This window comes from Enterobacter sp. RIT637, assembly GCF_019718755.1.
GTDB lineage: Bacteria > Pseudomonadota > Gammaproteobacteria > Enterobacterales > Enterobacteriaceae > Enterobacter.
On sequence record NZ_JAIHAZ010000011.1, the window covers coordinates 90,689 to 109,901 of the forward strand.

The 19,213-nt window shown below is 57.5% G+C and carries 24 protein-coding genes; 19 read left to right on the top strand and 5 right to left on the bottom strand.

Annotated features, from left to right (window positions below):
- Window positions 1–27: 27 nt before the first annotated feature.
- Window positions 28–246, bottom strand: a complete 219-nt coding sequence (locus tag K5E19_RS16075; protein WP_126545829.1) for a YheU family protein — start codon at window positions 244–246, stop codon at window positions 28–30.
- Window positions 243–1,265, bottom strand: coding sequence for a hydrolase (locus tag K5E19_RS16080; RefSeq protein WP_126545828.1), 1,023 nt, complete (start codon window positions 1,263–1,265; stop codon window positions 243–245). The genes K5E19_RS16075 and K5E19_RS16080 overlap by 4 nt, the downstream gene beginning before the upstream one ends.
- A 228-nt stretch (window positions 1,266–1,493) precedes the next feature.
- Here K5E19_RS16080 and mdcA point away from each other — a divergent pair, with 228 nt between their 5' ends.
- From mdcA to mdcH, 8 genes are all read left to right on the top strand, one after another.
- Window positions 1,494–3,149 carry a malonate decarboxylase subunit alpha gene (mdcA, locus tag K5E19_RS16085; protein WP_221552083.1) on the top strand — a complete coding sequence of 552 codons (1,656 nt, stop codon included), beginning with the start codon at window positions 1,494–1,496 and terminating at the stop codon, window positions 3,147–3,149.
- Entirely contained in the window at window positions 3,149–4,006 is an 858-nt protein-coding gene (locus tag K5E19_RS16090; protein WP_221552085.1) for a triphosphoribosyl-dephospho-CoA synthase, read from the top strand. The genes mdcA and K5E19_RS16090 overlap by 1 nt, the downstream gene beginning before the upstream one ends.
- A 9-nt stretch (window positions 4,007–4,015) precedes the next feature.
- A complete protein-coding gene (gene mdcC, locus K5E19_RS16095; protein WP_221552087.1) occupies window positions 4,016–4,315 on the top strand; it encodes a malonate decarboxylase acyl carrier protein in 300 nt (99 codons plus the stop codon).
- The gene (locus K5E19_RS16100) at window positions 4,308–5,141 is read left to right on the top strand and encodes a biotin-independent malonate decarboxylase subunit beta (RefSeq protein WP_221552089.1); all 834 of its coding nucleotides are present in this window, start codon (window positions 4,308–4,310) and stop codon (window positions 5,139–5,141) included. Before mdcC ends, K5E19_RS16100 begins: the two co-directional genes overlap by 8 nt.
- Window positions 5,141–5,941 carry a biotin-independent malonate decarboxylase subunit gamma gene (gene mdcE, locus K5E19_RS16105; RefSeq protein WP_221552131.1) on the top strand — a complete coding sequence of 267 codons (801 nt, stop codon included), beginning with the start codon at window positions 5,141–5,143 and terminating at the stop codon, window positions 5,939–5,941. Before K5E19_RS16100 ends, mdcE begins: the two co-directional genes overlap by 1 nt.
- Before the next feature lie 128 nt (window positions 5,942–6,069).
- Window positions 6,070–7,029, top strand: coding sequence for an AEC family transporter (locus K5E19_RS16110; RefSeq protein WP_010436318.1), 960 nt, complete (start codon window positions 6,070–6,072; stop codon window positions 7,027–7,029).
- 2 nt (window positions 7,030–7,031) lie between these two features.
- A complete protein-coding gene (locus K5E19_RS16115) occupies window positions 7,032–7,649 on the top strand; it encodes a malonate decarboxylase holo-ACP synthase (RefSeq protein ID WP_221552091.1) in 618 nt (205 codons plus the stop codon).
- Entirely contained in the window at window positions 7,649–8,545 is an 897-nt protein-coding gene (mdcH, locus tag K5E19_RS16120; RefSeq protein ID WP_221552093.1) for a malonate decarboxylase subunit epsilon, read from the top strand. Before K5E19_RS16115 ends, mdcH begins: the two co-directional genes overlap by 1 nt.
- A 63-nt stretch (window positions 8,546–8,608) precedes the next feature.
- On the opposite strand, the gene K5E19_RS16125 is transcribed toward mdcH, so the two are convergent.
- On the bottom strand, window positions 8,609–9,541 hold the full coding sequence (locus K5E19_RS16125; protein WP_221552095.1) for a LysR substrate-binding domain-containing protein: 933 nt from the start codon (window positions 9,539–9,541) through the stop codon (window positions 8,609–8,611).
- A gap of 15 nt (window positions 9,542–9,556) precedes the next feature.
- Window positions 9,557–11,461: an ABC transporter ATP-binding protein gene (locus K5E19_RS16130; protein WP_221552097.1), complete on the bottom strand. Its 1,905-nt coding sequence runs from the start codon at window positions 11,459–11,461 to the stop codon at window positions 9,557–9,559.
- A 135-nt stretch (window positions 11,462–11,596) separates the two neighbouring features.
- On the opposite strand from K5E19_RS16130, the gene kefG reads away from it, so the two are divergent.
- The 4 genes from kefG to slyD all read left to right on the top strand — a co-directional run bounded on the left by kefG (window position 11,597) and on the right by slyD (window position 14,855).
- Window positions 11,597–12,151, top strand: coding sequence for a glutathione-regulated potassium-efflux system ancillary protein KefG (gene kefG, locus K5E19_RS16135; protein ID WP_221552098.1), 555 nt, complete (start codon window positions 11,597–11,599; stop codon window positions 12,149–12,151).
- The gene (gene kefB / locus K5E19_RS16140; RefSeq protein ID WP_221552100.1) at window positions 12,151–13,956 is read left to right on the top strand and encodes a glutathione-regulated potassium-efflux system protein KefB; all 1,806 of its coding nucleotides are present in this window, start codon (window positions 12,151–12,153) and stop codon (window positions 13,954–13,956) included. The genes kefG and kefB overlap by 1 nt, the downstream gene beginning before the upstream one ends.
- Window positions 13,957–13,969: 13 nt before the next feature.
- Window positions 13,970–14,170: a YheV family putative zinc ribbon protein gene (locus K5E19_RS16145; RefSeq protein WP_010436300.1), complete on the top strand. Its 201-nt coding sequence runs from the start codon at window positions 13,970–13,972 to the stop codon at window positions 14,168–14,170.
- A 94-nt stretch (window positions 14,171–14,264) separates the two neighbouring features.
- Entirely contained in the window at window positions 14,265–14,855 is a 591-nt protein-coding gene (slyD, locus tag K5E19_RS16150) for a peptidylprolyl isomerase (RefSeq protein WP_089598586.1), read from the top strand.
- A gap of 51 nt (window positions 14,856–14,906) precedes the next feature.
- Here slyD and K5E19_RS16155 read toward each other — a convergent pair whose 3' ends face one another.
- Entirely contained in the window at window positions 14,907–15,125 is a 219-nt protein-coding gene (locus tag K5E19_RS16155; RefSeq protein ID WP_126545816.1) for a protein SlyX, read from the bottom strand.
- Window positions 15,126–15,363: 238 nt separating this feature from the next.
- Here K5E19_RS16155 and fkpA point away from each other — a divergent pair, with 238 nt between their 5' ends.
- The 7 genes from fkpA to rpsG all read left to right on the top strand — a co-directional run bounded on the left by fkpA (window position 15,364) and on the right by rpsG (window position 19,178).
- On the top strand, window positions 15,364–16,182 hold the full coding sequence (gene fkpA, locus K5E19_RS16160) for an FKBP-type peptidyl-prolyl cis-trans isomerase (protein ID WP_221552102.1): 819 nt from the start codon (window positions 15,364–15,366) through the stop codon (window positions 16,180–16,182).
- Between the two features lie 167 nt (window positions 16,183–16,349).
- Window positions 16,350–17,072: a transcriptional regulator gene (locus tag K5E19_RS16165; protein ID WP_023333674.1), complete on the top strand. Its 723-nt coding sequence runs from the start codon at window positions 16,350–16,352 to the stop codon at window positions 17,070–17,072.
- The gene (tusD, locus tag K5E19_RS16170; protein WP_221552103.1) at window positions 17,072–17,458 is read left to right on the top strand and encodes a sulfurtransferase complex subunit TusD; all 387 of its coding nucleotides are present in this window, start codon (window positions 17,072–17,074) and stop codon (window positions 17,456–17,458) included. The genes K5E19_RS16165 and tusD overlap by 1 nt, the downstream gene beginning before the upstream one ends.
- Complete coding sequence (tusC, locus tag K5E19_RS16175; protein ID WP_221552104.1) at window positions 17,458–17,817, top strand: sulfurtransferase complex subunit TusC; 360 nt, start codon at window positions 17,458–17,460, stop codon at window positions 17,815–17,817. Before tusD ends, tusC begins: the two co-directional genes overlap by 1 nt.
- 7 nt (window positions 17,818–17,824) lie before the next feature.
- Complete coding sequence (tusB, locus tag K5E19_RS16180; protein WP_221552105.1) at window positions 17,825–18,112, top strand: sulfurtransferase complex subunit TusB; 288 nt, start codon at window positions 17,825–17,827, stop codon at window positions 18,110–18,112.
- A gap of 124 nt (window positions 18,113–18,236) precedes the next feature.
- Entirely contained in the window at window positions 18,237–18,611 is a 375-nt protein-coding gene (gene rpsL, locus K5E19_RS16185; protein WP_000246815.1) for a 30S ribosomal protein S12, read from the top strand.
- 96 nt (window positions 18,612–18,707) lie between these two features.
- On the top strand, window positions 18,708–19,178 hold the full coding sequence (rpsG, locus tag K5E19_RS16190) for a 30S ribosomal protein S7 (RefSeq protein WP_003861706.1): 471 nt from the start codon (window positions 18,708–18,710) through the stop codon (window positions 19,176–19,178).
- Window positions 19,179–19,213 lie beyond the last annotated feature (35 nt).

A 19,213-nucleotide genomic window follows, 5' to 3' on the forward strand; every position in this document is an offset into this window, starting at 1 on the left:
AACTCCCTGACTGGAAAGGTTTACAGATCAGCCGTGAAACGCGTTGCGGGGCATGATATTGACCGTCTCATGCAGTTCGGACCACACCAGCACCACGTCGCCGCTTTTCAGCTGGCGCTTAACATCGCTGACCTTTTGTTCGAGCGAACGTTCTTGTTCACCATAATCGGTGCCTTCACGTAATACAAAGCTTTCAATCAGATTATCGAGCGTTTCGGGAGCGAGATCCTGCCAGGGGATAATCATTTTTTACCGTCCAGAAAAGAGGTGAGCCAGTCAGGGATGCGGGTTTCCAGCCACATTTTCGGCCTGCGCAGCGTGCCGCCAACAAAGCCCACGTGCCCGCCGTACTCGGTGAGCTGATACTGCACGTTGGCCGGTAAATGCTCCGGTGCCGGAATGGAGTGATGATCCATAAACGGATCGTCTTTGGCGTGGATGATGAGCGTCGGCGTGGTGATTTGATTCAACAGCGGCATGGCGCTGCACTGACGGTAATAGTCAATCGCATCGGCAAAGCCGTGGATCTTCGAGGTGATCAGATCGTCAAACTCACGCAGACGCTTCACGCGCTTGAGCTGCTGCAGGCTAACGGGCAGGGTGTCCGGGTAGGCCTTCAGCTTGCGCGCGGCGTTGGCCTTCAGCAGGTTGAGCAGATAGCGCTGATAGACGCGGGAAAACCCTTTTTCCATGTGGTAGCTGCACTGCTCCAGCATAAAGGGGGCGGAGACAATAACAGCGGCATCCAGCGGGACCGCATCACCCTCTTTCGCCAGCAGGCAGGCCAGCATATTACCGCCCAGCGAGTAGCCCACCGCCGCCGTTGGCACCGTGCCAAAGTTTTCTCTCAGCCAGTGCAAAAACCAGGTGCCGTCTTCGGTTTCGCCGGAGTGATAAATGCGCTTCTGGCGATTCGGCTCGCCGCTGCAGCCGCGAAAATGCATCACCACCGCCAGCCAGCCGCGGGCTTTCGCCGCCTCGATTAAACCGTGGGCGTAGGGACTGTGCAGGCTGCCTTCCAGACCATGAAACACCACCAGGCGAGGTTTGTGTCGGGCCTGCTCCGGCGCTTCGCTCCAGGCGAGATCTAAAAAGTCGCCGTCCGGCAGATCCAGGCGCTGCCAGTGCGGGGTGAACTGCACCTTGCGGCGGATCAGGCGCGGCAGCATGGTTTGCAGGTGGGGGTTAGCCACGCCGCGCATGGGCACGAACTCTGCGCTCTCTTCGGCTGCAATGTCGAAGTCTGATGGAATGATTTGGGTCATAAGGGCGATGCTGATTCTTGTCAGAAATTTACTATACCTTCCGAATTGTACCCCGTTTAGCCTGGATTTCCGAACCATGAACTGATCCCGATCACAAATCTTTACCTTGATTATTACTCTCAGGCTAATGATTCAGCTCTACGCTTAATTGATGCCTTTCTCGCCAGAGCGCAGACTTTACTCAACGTTAAGCAAATCAGAATGATTAGCTGAATCAGGAGGTTAATAATGTTATCTGGGCAAACACCCACCCGGCACTGGAACACGCGACGCTCGGAAAAAGCGCGTCGCCTGGCCTCCGTACCGGTGCAGGGCAAAGTACTGCCAACCGGCGATCTTGTCGCCATGCTGGAAAAACTGATCGCCCCGGGCGACAAGGTCGTGCTGGAAGGCAACAACCAGAAGCAGGCGGATTTCCTTTCCCGCTCGCTCGCTGAAGTGAACCCGCAAATCGTTCACGACCTGCATATGATCATGCCAAGCGTTGGCCGCAGCGAGCATCTGGATATCTTCGAGAAAGGCATCGCCCGCAAACTGGACTTCTCCTTCTCCGGGACGCAAAGCCTGCGTATTTCGCAGCTGCTGGAAGACGGTCAGCTCGAAATCGGTGCGATTCACACCTACATCGAACTTTACTCACGCCTCTACGTCGACCTTTCGCCAAACGTGGCGCTGATTGCCGGTTTTAAAGCCGACCGCAAAGGCAACCTCTACACCGGGGCGAGTACCGAAGATACCCCGGCGCTGGTGGAAGCCGCCGCGTTCCACGACGGCATCGTCATCGCGCAGGTGAACGAGCTGGTGGACGACGAGTGCGATCTGCCGCGCGTCGATATTCCGGGCTCCTGGATCGACTACGTGGTCGTTGCGGACAAGCCGTTCTTTATCGAACCGCTGTTCACCCGCGACCCGCGCCTGATCAAACAGGAACATATCCTGATGGCGATGATGGCGATCAAAGGCATCTATGCGGAACACCAGGTGCAGTCCCTGAACCACGGTATCGGCTTTAACACCGCGGCGATTGAGCTGCTGCTGCCCACCTACGGCGAACAGCTCGGCCTGAAGGGCAAAATCTGTAAACACTGGACGCTGAACCCGCATCCGACGCTGATCCCCGCCATTGAAAGCGGCTGGGTGGAAAGCGTGCACTGCTTCGGCGGCGAGCTGGGGATGGAAGAGTACATCCGCGCCCGTCCTGATGTCTTCTTTACCGGTGCCGACGGCTCCATGCGTTCCAACCGCGCCTTCTGCCAGCTGGCAGGCCAGTACGCGGTGGATATGTTCATCGGCTCTACGCTGCAGGTTGACGGTTACGCCAACTCCTCAACCGTGACCCGCGGCCGTCTTTCCGGCTTCGGCGGTGCGCCAAACATGGGCCATGACCCGCACGGTCGTCGTCATGCGACCCCGGCCTGGCTGAACATGATCACCGAGCCGGACCCGATGCAGCGCGGTAAAAAACTGGTCGTGCAGATGGTGGAAACCTTCCAGGCAGGCGTGAAGCCAACCTTCGTGGAAAAACTTGATGCCGTTGACGTGGCGAAAGCCTCCGGCATGCCGCTGGCACCGGTGATGATTTACGGTGATGACGTGACCCACGTGCTGACGGAAGAGGGCATTGCCTACCTCTACCGGGCGAAAGATCTGGAAGAGCGTCGGGCCATGGTTGCCGCCGTCGCGGGGATCACCGATATCGGCCTGGGCGTTGACGCCAAACGCGTGGCGGAACTGCGCCAGAGCGGCAAGGTGGTTTATCCGGAAGATATGGGGATTCGCCGCACCGACGCCACCCGCTCTCTGCTGGCTGCTGGCAGCGTGTCTGACCTCGTGGAGTGGTCCGGCGGTCTGTATAACCCACCTGCGAAATTCCGGAGCTGGTAATGAAACTTCTGCCCCAGATTCAGGTTGAAGGCGGTGCCGAATGGCTGGCGCGAACCGCCACGCAGTGTCTGATTGACGAAGCACGTTTAAGCCCGAAACCCGGTCTGGTGGACAGTCGGGGGAACGGCGCGCACCACGATTTATCGCTTGCGCTGATGGAGCGCTCCGCGCACAGCCTGACCCCCACGTTTCAGGCGCTGGCACAGCAGAGCTGGCAGCGTCCGGCAGATATTGCGCTTCGGCAAAGCGTTGGCCGTCTTGGCCGCGAAGGCGAGCAGCAGATGATGGCAGCCACCGACGGGGTGAATACCCATCGTGGCGCGATCTGGGCGCTGGGATTGCTGGTGAGCGCGGTGGCGATGCTGGGCGGGGAGGCAACTGCGCAGGTCGTCGCGAATACCGCCGCTCAGCTGGCGAAACTCCCGGACGACGCGGCACCAAGGGTGTTCAGCAAAGGCCTGCGCGCCACGCACCGCTACCGCGTGCCGGGCGCACGCGAAGAGGCGCAGCAGGCGTTCCCGCACGTTATGCAGCGCGCATTGCCGCAGCTTCGCCTCAGCCGTCTCAACGGCAGCAGTGAAACGCAGGCCAGGCTCGACGCGCTGATGGCCATCATGACCTCCCTCACCGACACCTGCGTGCTGTCACGCGCCGGAATGGAGGGGCTGGACGCCATGCAGAGCGGTGCCCGTGCGGTACTGAACGCCGGAGGGTGTGCAACGGCGGCGGGCCAGCAGGCGCTGGCGAGCCTGGACCGTGAGATGCTGGCGCTTAACGCTTCACCGGGCGGCGCTGCCGACCTGCTTGCCGCCACGCTGTTTCTCGACCGCGTCGAAACGCCTTATTCAAAGCATTAAGAGGATGTTATGGAAAAAATTACATTAACCGTGCCCGCCAGCCGCGAAGTAAGCGGCAGGGCGCTGGCAGGGGTTGTCGGCTCCGGGGATATGGAGGTGTTGTTCGCCGCCAAACCGGGCCAGACCTTAACCATTGATATCACCACCTCAGTCGACAACAGCCGTGGCCGCTGGGAGGCGCTGTTCAACCGCCTGCAAACGGTCAGCAGCCTGCCGGCAGGCAAACTGACCATTCATGACTTCGGCGCGACGCCGGGCGTGGCGCGCATTCGCATCGAACAGGTTTTTGAGGGGGTGAGCCATGCGTGATGACAGCAGCTTTATCGAACTAAAAGCGCGCCAGCGCGCGCAGGCCCTGCTGGATGACGGCAGCTACCGCGAACTGCTGGATCCGTTTGAGGGCATTATTTCTCCGTGGCTTGGGCCGCAGGGCATTGTCCCGCAGGCCGATGACGGCATGGTGGTGGCGAAAGGCACCATCAACGGTCAGCCTGCGGTCGTGGTCGCGATTGAAGGCGCGTTCCAGGGCGGCAGCATGGGCGAAGTGTCCGGCGCCAAAATGGCGGCGGCGCTGGAGCTGGCGGCGGAAGATAACCGCAACGGCATTCCGACTCAGGCAGTGCTGTGCCTCGAAACCGGCGGCGTGCGTCTGCAGGAGGCTAACCTCGGCCTGGCGGCGATTGCCGATATCCACGCCGCGATCGTTGACCTGCGCCGCTATACCCCGGTGGTCGGGATTGTTGCCGGGACCGTGGGCTGCTTCGGCGGGATGTCCATCGCCGCGGCGCTGTGCAGCTACCTGATCGTGACCCGTGAAGCGCGTCTTGGCCTCAACGGCCCGCAGGTTATCGAGCAAGAAGCGGGCATTGAAGAGTACGACTCCCGCGACCGTCCGTTTATCTGGAGCATGACCGGCGGCGAAGTGCGTTATCAAAGCGGTCTGGTGGATGCGCTGGTAGGCGACGGCGTAAACGCGGTGAAAGCGGCGATGAACGAGGCGATAGCGAAAGGCGTACCGGCGAAACACCGCACCGATAACTACGACGATTACCTGAACCGTCTGACCCATTTCGACACCCGCAAACAGGCCGATGCCGAACAGATTAACGCGCTTTTTGCCCGGGAGGTGAAATGATGACTAACTCAATGAGCCGTGGCGAACTCTGGCTGGATATTCTCGCCCCGAATGCAAAACGTGTGGAAGGGCTATGCCCGTCCGTGCAGGCGGTAGACGCCGAGCTTAACGGCGAAGCGGTGCGCTTTGTTGCCGTGGTTCCGGATGCCAATAACCACTTCCCGCGCGCCGCGAAGGGTGAAGTCGGTCTGCTGGAAGGCTGGACGCTGGCGAAAGTGGTCAGCGAAACCGTCGCGGCGGACGCCGATAAGGCCGTTAAGCGCCCGATTGTGGCGGTGATTGACGTTCCAAGCCAGGCCTATGGCCGTCGTGAAGAAGCGTTTGGTATTCACCAGGCGCTGGCCGGTGCGGCGGCAGCCTATGCGAACGCGCGCCTGGCCGGTCATCCGGTGATTGGCCTGATCGTCGGCAAGGCGATGTCCGGCGCGTTTCTGGCGCACGGCTACCAGGCTAACCGCCTGATTGCCTTTAACGACAAAGGTGTGCTGATCCACGCGATGGGCAAAGAGTCTGCGGCGCGCATTACGCTGCGTACCGTCGAGGCGCTGGAAAAACTGGCGGCAACCATTCCGCCAATGGCGTATGACATCAGCAACTACGCCACGCTGGGGCTGCTTTCTAACCTGTTGGACATCAGCAACCCGGATGCCCCATCCGATAACGATCTGGCGCAGGTGAAAACCACCCTGCAGCAGGCCATCAGTGACGCACGTCAGGATATCACCTTGAAAAACCGTCTGGGTGCTGACAACCGCCGCAGCTCGGCGCTCGTACGCGAACGTATGCGAGCCAGCTGGTAAGTAAAAAAGAGACCTGCCAGAGATGCAACCCCCCGTGGGCGCGCGCGCTGCGCCCGCGTGGGAGCCTGCATCCTGAAAAATAATAAACATCGCACCAGTGCTAAAACTTTTTTTACTACAGGTGATTTATGACTTACGTAATTGTTCATGCTCTTGCACCGATTTTCGTCATCATGCTGCTGGGATTCTGGGCCGGTAAGGCAAAGATGGTCGATAACAAAAACGTTTCCCTGCTCAATATCTTCGTGATGGATTTTGCACTGCCTGCCGCGCTGTTTAGCGCCACCGTGCAAACTCCGTGGACCGGCATCGTGGCGCAGTCGCCGCTGATCCTGGTGCTGACCCTGGCGATGTGGATCACCTATGCGGTCATCTACTTCCTTGCCACCAAAATCTTTAAGAAATCCCCGCAGGACGCGGCGGTGCTGACGCTTACCGTTGCCCTGCCGAACTACGCGGCGCTTGGCCTGCCGATTCTGGGCAGCGTGCTGGGTGAAGGATCTTCCACGTCGCTTTCCGTTGCGGTCTCTATTGCCTGCGGTTCGGTGCTGATGACCCCGTTCTGCCTGCTGATCCTGGAGCGCGAGAAAGCGCGCGCCGAGGGGAATAATTCCGGCTCAACGCTCTCCATGCTGCCGGTGCTGATGTGGCGTTCCATTAAAAAACCGATCGTGATGGGTCCGCTGCTGGGCGTGATTCTCTCCGCCATTGGCATCAAAATGCCGGAACTGGTGCTTGCGGCGATTAAACCGCTGGGGCTGTCCGCCACCGCTGCGGCGCTGTTCCTGACCGGGGTGATCCTCTCTGCCCGCAAGTTGCAGATCAACACTATGGTGATTACCTCAACCATCGCCAAGCTGCTGATTCAGCCCGCGATTGCCTGGGGTATCGTGCTGATCTTCGGTCTGCACGGCTCGGTGGCGATTACCGCTATCCTGATGATTGCGCTCTCCGCGGGCTTCTTCGGCGTGGTGTTCGGTAACCGCTTTGGCGTGCAGTCGCCGGATGCTGAAGCCGTGCTGCTGTTAAGCTCCGTACTGTGTATCCTGTCGCTGCCGCTGTTTATCTCGCTGACTTCAGGAATGTAATCATGACTACAACATTACGCCCGCACGACCTCATCTGGCTTAGCGCGCGAGACGCGCTGGAAGGCATCACCGAATCCTGGGTGGAGGCGGCCTGGCATACCGGCCTGCCGGTGGTGGTGCGGCGTGATGTTGATAGCGAAGGCCGCATTCCCGTTGGCGTGCGCGGATTGCGCCGCGACCAGCGGGCGGCCGGGTGGGTGAAGCCCGAAAACGTGCTGCGCGTGGTGTCGCCGGAAGACCTGTGCGCCACCGCCGATCTGCTGCGTTCGCCGTTTGTCTCCCAGCCGCCGGTTCAGGTGGCGCTGCAGCTTGCGCAGCAGTCGTGGCCGTGGACGTGGGGCATCACCGGCAGCACCGGCTACGCGCTGGCGACCGGTATTCCGGTTATTCATGCCGACAGCGATCTTGATCTGCTGATCCGCGCGCCGCAGCCGATTTCCCTCGATGCTTTTACCGCATGGCAGTCGCAGCTGAGCCGCGCACTGTGTCGGGGGGATACGCAGGTCGATACCTCAGAAGGAGGCTTCGCGCTGGCGGAGTGGCTGCGCGACGGCAAAACGCTGCTAAAAACTCAATGTGGACCCCGCCTGGTGGCGGATCCGTGGAGCAGGGAGGAGTGATGAAAATACTGTTTACCTTTCCGGGACAGGGCACGCAGCATGAAGGAATGCTACAAAACCTGCCGGGAACGGAGCTGGAGCAGGCGCGAGAGGTGCTTGGCGACGAAGTGGATACGCTGGACAGCGTAGACGCGTTAACCCATACCCGCGCGGTTCAGCTTTCGCTGCTGATTACCGGCGTGGCCTGGGCGCGCGAGCTGGAACGTCGCGGCGTGACGCCGGATATCGTCAGCGGGCTGTCCATCGGGGCATATCCGGCGGCGGTTATCGCGGGCGCGCTGGATTTTTCGGACGCGCTGAGGCTGGTGGCGCTGCGCGGTGACCTGATGGAGCAGGCGTACCCGCACGGCTACGGCCTGACGGCAATCATGGGTTTAACCCTGCCGCAGGTGGAAACGCTGATTGAAGGCACCGGAACCTATATTGCCAACCTGAACGCTGAAACGCAGATCGTGATTGCCGGAAGTGATGACGGGATGGCGCAGGTGGCGGCGCGAGCGCTGGCAAAAGGGGCGAGCAAGGCCAAACGGCTGGCGGTAAGCGTGCCGTCCCACTGTGAACTGCTGGCGGAACCGGCACACAAGCTGGCGGCGGCGTTTGAGTCCGTCACGCTGGCACGTCCACGCTGCGCCTACCTTAGCGGCAGTACCGGCCGCGTGCTCTGGCAGCCGGAAAAGATTGCAGACGATCTGGCGATGAACATGGCGCGAACCGTGCGCTGGCAGGAGGCGGTGATTTCCGCTAACGAACGCGAAGCGCGGCTGGCGATTGAAATGCCGCCCGGCGGCATACTGACCTGCCTGACACGTCAGGCTGCGTGGGAAGGGGAGACTATCTCGCTGGAGCGCAGCGGGGTGGACGTGGCGGTGCATCTGGCGGGGGGGCTTCGTGCGTGAGTTTTTTTGCCGGGTGGCGGCTTCGCCTTACCCAGCCTACGGGTTCGGTTGTCTTATTTTGTATCACACACTTTCCTGTAGGCTGCGCGCATACATCCGCCCTTCGGCGGCTAATGCCCGCAGGCTCGGGTCCTGCTCGCGGTTACGGGCAAAGACAATCGCGATCAGTTGCTGCATCTGGTACGGCTCAGCCAGCTTCAACAGCTGCACCGAATTCTCGTAGACCTTCTTCATCCTGCCCGGCATCAGCGTAAAGCCAACGCCCGCCTGCACCAGACTCAGCATCGAGAAGATGTCATTCACCCGTGTGACGATTTCCGGCTCGAATCCGGCGATATGAAACGCATCCTGAAACCCTGCATAGGTGGCGAACCCTTCCGCCAGGGCGACAAATTTCTGGTCTTTATAATCACGCAGATCCGCAGGTCCGCTGGTATTCAGCGTGGCGGAAGCCGGTGCGGCAAGGAAAATGTCGTCGTGGAACAGGGGCAGCACTTCGAGGCTGTTACGGTCGATATCGCTTTCGGAGATGGAGATAAGAATCGCGTCAAGCGAGCCTTCGTCCAGCATGTGCAGCAGGGTGTCGTTGGAGCCCATCGTCAGATCCATCTCCAGATCCGGACGGCGCAGCTTCATGCCCATAATCAGGCGCGGCACGGTTTCCAGCGTCAGGGAGTAGAGCGTGCCCACGCGCAGCCGCCCCTGGCCGATTCCGGCAATTTTGCGGGACTCTTCCAGCCCGCGCTCCATCACCTGCATTACTTCCTGGCAATACTCCAGCAATGTCCACGCGGAGGGGAGCGCAATCAGGTTGCGCCCCTTGTGGGTAAAGAGCGGACAGCGCACGTTCTCTTCCAGCGTGTGCAGCGCGCGGTGCACGCTGACGCCGCTCAGCCCCAGCGTTTCGGCGGTACGCGCGATATTCCCTTTCTCCATAAAGGTCATGAAGATGCTGAGCTTGCGGAATGTAATATCGCTCGTGGTATCGAAACGCATAACCCTCCCGATGGTTTAGTCGGCCTGCAGCATGGCTTCCAGCTGTTCCTGCGCGTCCAGCCACGCCATTTCGCACTCTTCGAGGCTGGATTTGGCTTTCGCCTGGGTTTGCAGGCAGTCGGTCAGTTCCGCTTTGCGGCTCTGATCGTATAGTTCGCTGTCGCCCAGCTTCTCTTCCACGGTAGCCAGCGTGGCGTTGAGCTTTTCCATCTCCTTTTCAAGACGGGCAATCTCTTTACGCAGCGGCTGCGTCTGGGTGCGCAGCTCCGCTTCACGGCGCTTCTGGTCTTTACGCGACTGCGCGCTGTTGGCGTTGTCTTTCGCTGACTCTTCCGGCTGGTTTTCCTGCTTCTGCACGTCCGTCAGCCACTGCTGATAATCTTCCAGATCGCCGTCGAACGGTTCAACTTTACCGCCGTGCACTAAATAGAGATCGTCCGTGGTGGAGCGGATCAGGTGACGGTCGTGCGAGACGACAACCAGCGCGCCTTCGAACTCAATCAGCGCTTCGGTCAGCGCCTGGCGCATGTCGAGATCCAGGTGGTTAGTCGGTTCATCGAGCAGCAGCAGGTTCGGACGCTGCCAGACGATCAACGCCAGCACCAGACGGGCCTTTTCGCCCCCGGAGAAACGCTCGGTGTTTTCAGTTACCTTATCGCCCTGGAAGCCAAAGCCGCCGAGATAGTCGCGCAGCTTCTGCTCCATCTCCTGCGGCGCCAGACGCGCGAGGTGCTGAATCGGTGATTCATCCGCGCGTAAAAATTCCAGCTGATGCTGGGCGAAGTAGCCCAGCTTAATGCCCTTCGCCAGGCCGATTTCACCGCTGACCGGGTTAAGCTCGCCCGCAAGCAGCTTGATCAGCGTCGATTTACCGGCGCCGTTACGCCCCAGCAGGCCAATGCGAGAACCCGGCACCAGGTTGAGCTTGATGGAATCGAGAATAATGCGGTCGGCATAGCCCGCGCTGACCTTCTCCATCTTCAGCAGCGGGTTCGGCAGACTTTCCGGCTCGCGGAAGCTGAAGTGGAACGGGTTATCCACGTGCGCCGGGGCAATCATCTCCATGCGTTCCAGCATCTTGATGCGGCTCTGGGCCTGCTTGGCTTTTGAGGCCTTGGCCTTAAAGCGATCCACAAAGCTTTGCAGGTGCGCCACGCGCTGCTGCTGGCTTTCGTACATCGACTGCTGCTGGGCAAGACGCGTCGCGCGCTGGCGCTCGAAGGAGCTGTAGTTGCCGGTGTACTCGAACATCGTTTGCTGTTCGATATGAATGATTTTATCCACCACCGGGTCGAGGAAGTCGCGGTCGTGGGAGATCAGAATCAGAGTGCCCTGATAGCTCTTCAGCCACTTCTCCAGCCAAATAACCGCATCAAGATCGAGGTGGTTGGTCGGTTCATCGAGCAGGAGCAGGTCAGAGCGGCAGATCAGCGCCTGCGCAAGGTTGAGGCGCATACGCCAGCCGCCGGAGAAGTCGCTGACCGGGCGTTCAAGCTGTTCGTTGCTGAAGCCCAGGCCGTGCAGCAGGCTGGAGGCGCGGGAGCGGATGGTCCACGCGTCGATGGCGTCCAGCTTGCCGTGAACGGTGGCGATGGCGTGACCGTCGTTGCGCTCGTTCGCGGCGTTGAGCTCTGCCTCGAGCTTGCGGTATTCACGGTCGCCGTCGATAACATAGTCGAGCGCCGGTTCGCTCAGCGCAGGCGTCTCCTGGTTTACCCAGGCAAGCTGCCAGTTCCCCGGGAAGGTAAAGTTACCGCCATCCGCGCTAATCTCGTTTTTCAGCAGCGCCAGCAGGGTGGATTTACCGCAGCCGTTTTTGCCGACCAGGCCCACTTTTTGGCCTGGGTTGATGGTAGCAGTGGCGTTATCCAGCAGAACGCGCACGCCGCGACGAATTTGTAACGAGGAGAAAACAATCATAGAAGCGCCGTATGTTCCGACTATGTTAATTTGTCATTATGATAATGTAAGGTGTGGGCCATTTTCCGCACCGGGCCGCCATGGTAGCCCAAAACAGCGACGATACACAAAAACAGAAACAAGACCGGGAGGGGAATGATGTCTCAGACAGCAAAGGTGCTGCTGCTGTATGCCCATCCGGAATCTCAGGACTCGGTGGCGAACCGGGTGCTGCTTAAGCCGGCTACACAGCTCAGTAACGTAACGGTGCACGATCTCTACGCGCACTATCCTGATTTCTTTATTGATATTCCTTACGAGCAGGAACTGCTGCGTCAGCATGACGTCATTGTGTTCCAGCATCCGCTTTATACCTATAGCTGTCCGGCGCTGCTCAAAGAGTGGCTGGACCGCGTGCTGAGCCGGGGCTTTTCCAGCGGGGTGGGGGGCAACCAGCTGGCGGGAAAGTACTGGCGTAGCGTCATCACGACCGGTGAGCCAGAAAGCGCTTACCGTCACGACGGGCTGAACCGCTATCCGATGAGCGATATCCTGCGTCCCTTCGAACTGACGGCGGCGATGTGCCGTATGCACTGGATGAGCCCGATTATTATCTACTGGGCGCGGCGACAGAAGCCACAAGAGCTGGCGAGCCACGCCAGAGCCTACGGTGAATGGCTGGCCTCACCGATTCCGGCAGGAGGTCGTTGATGGAAGGATCGAATTTACTCCTTGCCGGAGTGCTGTTTTTATTTGCGGCGGTTGTTGCGGTGCCGCTTGCGGCACGTATCGGTATCGGTGCGGTGCTGGGGTATTTGTTGGCGGGGATCGCCATCGGCCCCTGGGGGCTGGGATTCATCAGCGATGTGGATGAGATCCTCCACTTCTCTGAACTGGGCGTCGTGTTCCTGATGTTCATCATCGGACTCGAGCTGAACCCGTCCAAGCTGTGGCAGCTTCGCCGCTCCATCTTCGGCGTGGGGGCGGCACAGGTGCTGTTCAGCGCCGCGATTCTGGGCGGGCTGCTCATGTTGACGCAGTTTTCCTGGCAGGCGGCGGTGATCGGTGGGATTGGCCTCGCGATGTCCTCCACGGCGATGGCGTTGCAGTTGATGCGCGACAAAGGGATGAACCGTAACGAAGCCGGACAGCTGGGCTTTTCGGTGCTGCTGTTCCAGGATTTGGCCGTCATCCCGGCGCTGGCGCTGGTGCCGCTGCTGGCAGGATCCGGTGACGATCATTTTGACTGGGTAAAAATCTCCATGAAGGTACTGGCCTTCGCGGGGATGCTGATTGGCGGGCGTTTCTTACTGCGTCCGGTGTTCCGCTTTATTGCCGCCTCGGGCGTTCGCGAGGTGTTTACCGCCGCGACGCTGCTGCTGGTGCTTGGCTCTGCGCTGTTTATGGACGCGCTGGGGCTGTCGATGGCGTTGGGGACGTTCATCGCCGGGGTGCTGCTGGCGGAGAGCGAATATCGTCACGAGCTGGAAACTGCCATCGATCCGTTTAAGGGGCTGCTGTTAGGTCTGTTCTTTATTTCGGTCGGCATGGCGCTGAACCTTGGCGTGCTTTATACCCATCTGCTGTGGGTGGCCGTGAGCGTGGCGGTGCTGGTGGCGGTGAAAACGCTGGTGCTCTACGTTCTGGCCCGTATTTACGGGCTGCGCAGCTCGGAACGCATGCAGTTTGCCAGCGTGCTAAGCCAGGGAGGAGAGTTCGCGTTTGTGCTGTTCTCGACTGCATCCTCCCAGAAGCTGTTTAAAGATGACCAGATGGCGCTGCTGCTGGTGACGGTCACGCTGTCGATGATGACCACGCCGTTGCTGATGAAGCTTGTGGATAAGCTGCTCTCGCGTCGGTTTAACCCGGCCGACGATGAAGACGAGGCGCCCTGGGTGGAAGATGATAAGCCACAGGTGATTGTGGTGGGGTTTGGCCGTTTCGGACAGGTGATTGGACGCCTGCTGATGGCGAACAAAATGCGCATCACGGTGCTGGAGCGCGATATCAGCGCGGTCAACCTGATGCGCAAATATGGCTATAAGGTGTATTACGGCGACGCGACCCAGCTTGAGCTGCTGCGCTCGGCGGGGGCGGAAGCGGCAGAGTCCATCGTGATTACCTGTAACGATCCGGAAGATACGATGAAGCTGGTGGAGCTGTGCCAACAGCATTTCCCGCATCTGCATATTCTGGCGCGTGCACGGGGACGTGTTGAAGCTCACGAATTGTTGCAGGCGGGTGTGAAACACTTCTCCCGTGAGACGTTCTCCAGCGCGCTGGAGCTGGGACGTAAGGCGCTGATCTCGCTTGGCATGCATCCGCATCAGGCGCAGCGTGCCCAAATGCACTTTCGCCGGCTGGATATGCGGATGTTGCGCGAGCTGATGCCGGTCCATACCGATACGGCGCAGATCTCCCGCGTGCGGGAAGCGCGTCGTGAACTGGAAGAGATCTTCCAGCGTGAAATGCAGCAGGAGAGACGCCAACTGGACGGCTGGGACGAATTTGAATAAAGGGTAACGAAAGATGGCTGTACGTAAACGCTTTATCGCGGGGGCAAAATGCCCGACCTGCCAGGCGCAAGATACTTTGGCAATGTGGCGTGAGAATAATATTGATGTTGTTGAGTGTGTTAAGTGCGGCCACCAGATGCGAGAGGCCGACAAAGAAGCGCGCGATCACGTTCGCAAAGAAGAGCAAGTGATCGGCATTTTTCATCCGGACTAGCGATATGCCCTGAGTTTTTTTAAGCTAAAGGGTACACGGGTGCAGATTTCCGCTACAATCTGCGCCAGCAATTTTCCCACGCTCAGGAGATATCATGAAAGTAGCAAAAGACCTGGTGGTCAGCCTGGCCTATCAGGTACGTACAGAAGACGGTGTGTTGGTTGATGAGTCTCCGGTGAGTGCGCCGCTTGACTACCTGCATGGTCACGGCTCCCTGATTTCTGGCCTGGAAACAGCGCTGGAAGGTCATGACGTTGGCGACAAATTCGACGTTGCTGTAGGCGCGAACGACGCTTACGGTCAGTATGACGATAACCTGGTTCAGCGCGTTCCTAAAGACGTCTTCATGGGCGTTGACGAACTGCAGGTTGGCATGCGCTTCCTGGCGGAAACCGACCAGGGCCCGGTGCCGGTTGAAATCACTGAAGTTGAAGACGACCACGTTGTAGTTGACGGCAACCACATGCTGGCTGGCCAGAACCTGAAGTTCAACGTAGAAGTTGTTGCGATCCGTGAAGCAACCGAAGAAGAACTGGCTCATGGCCACGTTCACGGTGCGCACGGTCACGACCATGACCACGATCACGGCCACGACGGCTGCTGCGGTGGTCACGGCCACGATCACGACCATGGTCACGACCACGGTAAAGGTGGTTGCGGCAACGGCGGCTGTGGCTGCCACTAATTCCGTCATGCGGAAAATAAAAAAGCGGGAGATTCCCGCTTTTTTTACGCCTCAATAATGAGGTGGTGGCGTCTCTTCAGCCTGAGAGGCGATGTGCGACGACTGTGTGGCCTTCACTTTTTCTGTGAGCAGGCGCATCAGATCGCGCAGTTTTGCCATTTCAAGTTCATGGGCGGTCACGGTCTGGTTAAGCTCTTCGATGGTGATGTCCTGAAAAGCCAGTCGGCTTTCCAGTTCAGCCAGTCTCGCTTCAATCAATGTGTCCTTCATGGTTCACCTCGTCAATTTCACACTCGCCATAATGGGCCTGCGGCGGCGAAGTTTAACTGAGTTTATCCCCAAGTGCAGTATCCATCCCTTTGGCAAGAAACTTATTTAAACAAAAATAGTCTGAAAAGAGACGAGAATCGGGAGAGTCTGTCTGTAGATTTCTTCCGCAACGATTTATAGTACGTCACTCATTTACGTTTAATGCTGGGGTGAAAGTCCCCAGGCCCTGGAGATATGGATGAAATCACTGTTCAAAGTAACGCTGCTGGCGACGACAATGGCTGTCGCACTGAATGCACCGCTGTCTTTCGCTGCTGACACCGCAGCGAAGCCTGCTGCAACTGCAGACAGCAAAGCGGCGTTCAAAAATGACGACCAGAAATCCGCCTACGCACTTGGCGCATCTCTGGGTCGTTACATGGAAAACTCTCTGAAAGAGCAAGAGAAACTGGGCATCAAACTGGACAAAGCTCAGCTGATCGCGGGTGTTCAGGATGCGTTTGCGAATAAAAGCAAACTGTCTGACCAGGAAATCGAACAGACTCTACAGGCGTTCGAAGCGCGTGTGAAAGGCGCTGCTCAGACCAAGATGGAAGCAGATGCCAAAGACAACGAAGCGAAAGGCAAAGCCTACCGCGATACCTTTGCTAAAGAAAAAGGTGTAAAAACCTCTTCTACTGGCCTGGTGTACAAAGTTGAGAAAGAAGGTACCGGTGATGCGCCTAAAGACAGCGACACCGTTGTGGTTAACTACAAAGGTACGCTGATCGACGGTAAAGAGTTCGACAACTCTTACACCCGTGGTGAGCCTCTTTCCTTCCGTCTGGACGGTGTGATCCCGGGCTGGACCGAAGGCCTGAAGAACATCAAAAAAGGTGGCAAGATCAAGCTGGTCATCCCACCGGATCTGGCTTACGGCAAAACCGGCGTTCCGGGTATCCCTGCGAACTCTACGCTGGTCTTTGACGTAGAGCTGCTGGACATCAAACCAGCACCTAAAGCGGATGCTAAGGCAGATGCTCCGGCTGACGATAAAGCCGCTGCTGCTAAGAAGTAATGCTGAAAAAAAACCGCCGCCTCTGAGGCGGCGGTTTTTTTATTGTGGGGCAGATATAATTAACACTGGAAAGCGCTATACACGCTGTATTAATTTAGTTGTCCGTGTAGATAATGAGCCTGCCCTGAAAACCTAACGACAGGCTCCTGAAAAGGAGTGTTTTTTTCATGTCCAGGTCGCTTTTAACCAACGAAACCAGTGAACTTGATTTGCTGGATCAACGTCCTTTTGACCAGACCGACTTCGATATTCTGAAATCCTACGAGGCGGTGGTGGACGGGTTAGCGATGCTCATTGGCTCCCACTGCGAAATCGTATTGCACTCCCTGCAAGATCTGAAGTGTTCCGCCATCCGCATTGCTAATGGTGAGCATACTGGCCGTAAAATTGGTTCGCCAATCACCGACCTTGCATTGCGTATGTTGCATGACATGACCGGCGCGGACAGCAGCGTCTCCAAATGTTACTTCACCCGCGCCAAAAGCGGTGTGCTGATGAAATCAGAAACTATCGCCATTCGAAACCGTGACCATCGTGTCATCGGTTTGCTGTGCATCAACATGAACCTTGATGTACCGTTCTCGCAAATCATGAGTACCTTTATTCCACCAGAAACGCCAGATGTGGGCTCTTCTGTGAATTTTGCCTCCTCTGTTGAAGACCTGGTGACCCAGACGCTTGAGTTCACCATTGAAGAGGTGAATGCCGACCGCAACGTCTCGAATAATGCCAAGAATCGTCAGATCGTACTGAACCTCTACGAGAAAGGGATTTTTGATATCAAAGACGCCATCAACCAGGTGGCCGATCGTCTGAACATCTCAAAGCACACGGTTTACCTCTACATTCGCCAGTTCAAAAGCGGTGATTTTCTGGGGCAAGACAAGTAATGCGTTTTGCGTTAATGGTGACAGGCCCGGCGTATGGCACTCAGCAGGCCAGCAGCGCGCTGCAGTTTGCTCATGCGCTGCTTGAGGCTGGACACGAACTGGCGAGCGTCTTCTTCTATCGGGAAGGTGTCTATAATGCGAACCAGTTTACGTCACCGGCGAGCGATGAATTTGACCTTGTCCGCGCGTGGCAGGCATTAAACGAAAAGCAGGGCGTTGAGCTGCATATCTGCGTGGCGGCGGCATTACGTCGCGGCGTGACGGATGCGGCTGAAGCGGGACGCCTTGGCTTGCCAGGGGCTAACCTGCAGCCCGGTTTTTCATTGAGTGGTCTGGGTGCACTGGCACAGGCGGCATTAACCTGCGACAGAGTGGTGCAATTCTGATGAAGCGCGTGGCATTTGTTTTTACGTCTGCGCCGCACGGCAGCGCTTCTGGTCGAGAAGGGCTGGATGCACTGCTCGCGACATCAGCATTAACCGAAGATATTGGCGTATTCTTTCTGGGCGATGGCGTATTCCAGCTTCTGGCGGGGCAACAGCCTCAGGCAATCCTGGCGCGTGATTACATCTCGACGTTCAAAGTGTTACCGCTTTACGACATTGAAACCTTCTACGTGTGTGCTGACTCTTTGGCTGCGCGTGGTCTCAATGATAAGACGCCTTTCGTGCTGGATGTCACGTTCCTCCCCGCTGGCGAGCTTCGCGAACAACTCTCTCATTATGATACTGTTCTGACTTTCTGAGGCTGACATGCTCCATACCCTGAGCCGTTCCCCGTGGCAATGTGATATCGACGCGTTACTGAGCATGTTGCGCGAAGGGGATGATTTGCTGCTGATTCAGGATGGCGTGCTCGCCGCACTTGAAGGCAGTCAGTTCGTTGAAATTCTCAGCCGCGCCCCCATATCCATCTCTGCGCTGAAAGACGATCTTGAGGCGCGAGGTCTTGCTGGTCAAATTTCAGCCAAAATTGACGTGGTTGGCTATACTGATTTCGTCAATCTTACTGTGACACACCCCAGTCAAATGAACTGGTGATTTGAGATCGCTGTATATTTCTTGACACCTTTTCGACGTAGCCCTAAAATTTCGCGTCCTCATATTGTATGAGGACGATTTATTACGTGTTTACGAAGCAAAAGCTAAAACCAGGAGCTATTTAATGGCAACAGTTAACCAGCTGGTACGCAAACCACGTGCACGCAAAGTTGCAAAAAGCAACGTGCCTGCACTGGAAGCCTGCCCGCAGAAACGTGGCGTATGTACTCGTGTATATACCACCACTCCTAAAAAACCAAACTCCGCACTGCGTAAAGTATGCCGTGTGCGTTTGACTAACGGTTTCGAAGTGACTTCCTACATCGGTGGTGAAGGTCACAACCTGCAGGAGCACTCCGTGATCCTGATCCGTGGCGGTCGTGTTAAAGACCTTCCGGGTGTTCGTTACCACACCGTTCGTGGTGCGCTCGACTGCTCAGGTGTTAAAGACCGTAAGCAGGCTCGCTCCAAGTACGGCGTGAAGCGTCCTAAGGCTTAATGGTTCTCCGTTAAGTAAGGCCAAACTGATTTATCTTAATGTCACACTAAACTCTTTGAGTTTTGGACAATCCTGAATTAACAACGGAGTATTCCCATGCCACGTCGTCGCGTCATTGGTCAGCGTAAAATCCTTCCAGATCCGAAATTCGGATCAGAACTGCTGGCAAAATTTGTAAATATCCTGATGGTAGATGGTAAAAAATCTACTGCAGAAGCAATCGTATACAGCGCGCTTGAGACCCTGGCTCAGCGTTCTGGTAAAAATGAACTGGAAGCTTTCGAAGTCGCTCTCGACAACGTTCGCCCAACTGTAGAAGTTAAGTCCCGCCGCGTTGGTGGTTCTACTTATCAGGTTCCAGTTGAAGTTCGTCCGGTTCGTCGTAATGCTCTGGCAATGCGTTGGATCGTTGAAGCTGCTCGTAAACGCGGTGATAAATCCATGGCTCTGCGTCTGGCGAACGAACTTTCTGATGCTGCAGAAAACAAAGGTACTGCAGTTAAGAAACGTGAAGACGTTCACCGTATGGCAGAAGCCAACAAGGCGTTCGCACACTACCGTTGGTAATCCCTTCGGAGTATTAGTCACCAGGCGGGCGCTTC

Coding starts and splice junctions, on each gene's coding strand:
- K5E19_RS16130 (WP_221552097.1), bottom strand. CDS start 11,461: ATGATTGTTTTCTCCTCGTTACAAATTCGTCGCGGCGTGCGCGTTCTG.
- fkpA (WP_221552102.1), top strand. CDS start 15,364: ATGAAATCACTGTTCAAAGTAACGCTGCTGGCGACGACAATGGCTGTC.
- kefG (WP_221552098.1), top strand. CDS start 11,597: ATGATGTCTCAGACAGCAAAGGTGCTGCTGCTGTATGCCCATCCGGAA.
- kefB (WP_221552100.1), top strand. CDS start 12,151: ATGGAAGGATCGAATTTACTCCTTGCCGGAGTGCTGTTTTTATTTGCG.
- K5E19_RS16165 (WP_023333674.1), top strand. CDS start 16,350: ATGTCCAGGTCGCTTTTAACCAACGAAACCAGTGAACTTGATTTGCTG.
- mdcA (WP_221552083.1), top strand. CDS start 1,494: ATGTTATCTGGGCAAACACCCACCCGGCACTGGAACACGCGACGCTCG.
- K5E19_RS16080 (WP_126545828.1), bottom strand. CDS start 1,265: ATGACCCAAATCATTCCATCAGACTTCGACATTGCAGCCGAAGAGAGC.
- tusC (WP_221552104.1), top strand. CDS start 17,458: ATGAAGCGCGTGGCATTTGTTTTTACGTCTGCGCCGCACGGCAGCGCT.
- slyD (WP_089598586.1), top strand. CDS start 14,265: ATGAAAGTAGCAAAAGACCTGGTGGTCAGCCTGGCCTATCAGGTACGT.
- mdcC (WP_221552087.1), top strand. CDS start 4,016: ATGGAAAAAATTACATTAACCGTGCCCGCCAGCCGCGAAGTAAGCGGC.
- K5E19_RS16155 (WP_126545816.1), bottom strand. CDS start 15,125: ATGAAGGACACATTGATTGAAGCGAGACTGGCTGAACTGGAAAGCCGA.
- K5E19_RS16075 (WP_126545829.1), bottom strand. CDS start 246: ATGATTATCCCCTGGCAGGATCTCGCTCCCGAAACGCTCGATAATCTG.
- tusD (WP_221552103.1), top strand. CDS start 17,072: ATGCGTTTTGCGTTAATGGTGACAGGCCCGGCGTATGGCACTCAGCAG.
- tusB (WP_221552105.1), top strand. CDS start 17,825: ATGCTCCATACCCTGAGCCGTTCCCCGTGGCAATGTGATATCGACGCG.
- K5E19_RS16125 (WP_221552095.1), bottom strand. CDS start 9,541: ATGCGTTTCGATACCACGAGCGATATTACATTCCGCAAGCTCAGCATC.
- rpsG (WP_003861706.1), top strand. CDS start 18,708: ATGCCACGTCGTCGCGTCATTGGTCAGCGTAAAATCCTTCCAGATCCG.
- mdcH (WP_221552093.1), top strand. CDS start 7,649: ATGAAAATACTGTTTACCTTTCCGGGACAGGGCACGCAGCATGAAGGA.
- K5E19_RS16110 (WP_010436318.1), top strand. CDS start 6,070: ATGACTTACGTAATTGTTCATGCTCTTGCACCGATTTTCGTCATCATG.
- K5E19_RS16090 (WP_221552085.1), top strand. CDS start 3,149: ATGAAACTTCTGCCCCAGATTCAGGTTGAAGGCGGTGCCGAATGGCTG.
- rpsL (WP_000246815.1), top strand. CDS start 18,237: ATGGCAACAGTTAACCAGCTGGTACGCAAACCACGTGCACGCAAAGTT.
- K5E19_RS16100 (WP_221552089.1), top strand. CDS start 4,308: ATGCGTGATGACAGCAGCTTTATCGAACTAAAAGCGCGCCAGCGCGCG.
- mdcE (WP_221552131.1), top strand. CDS start 5,141: ATGACTAACTCAATGAGCCGTGGCGAACTCTGGCTGGATATTCTCGCC.
- K5E19_RS16115 (WP_221552091.1), top strand. CDS start 7,032: ATGACTACAACATTACGCCCGCACGACCTCATCTGGCTTAGCGCGCGA.
- K5E19_RS16145 (WP_010436300.1), top strand. CDS start 13,970: ATGGCTGTACGTAAACGCTTTATCGCGGGGGCAAAATGCCCGACCTGC.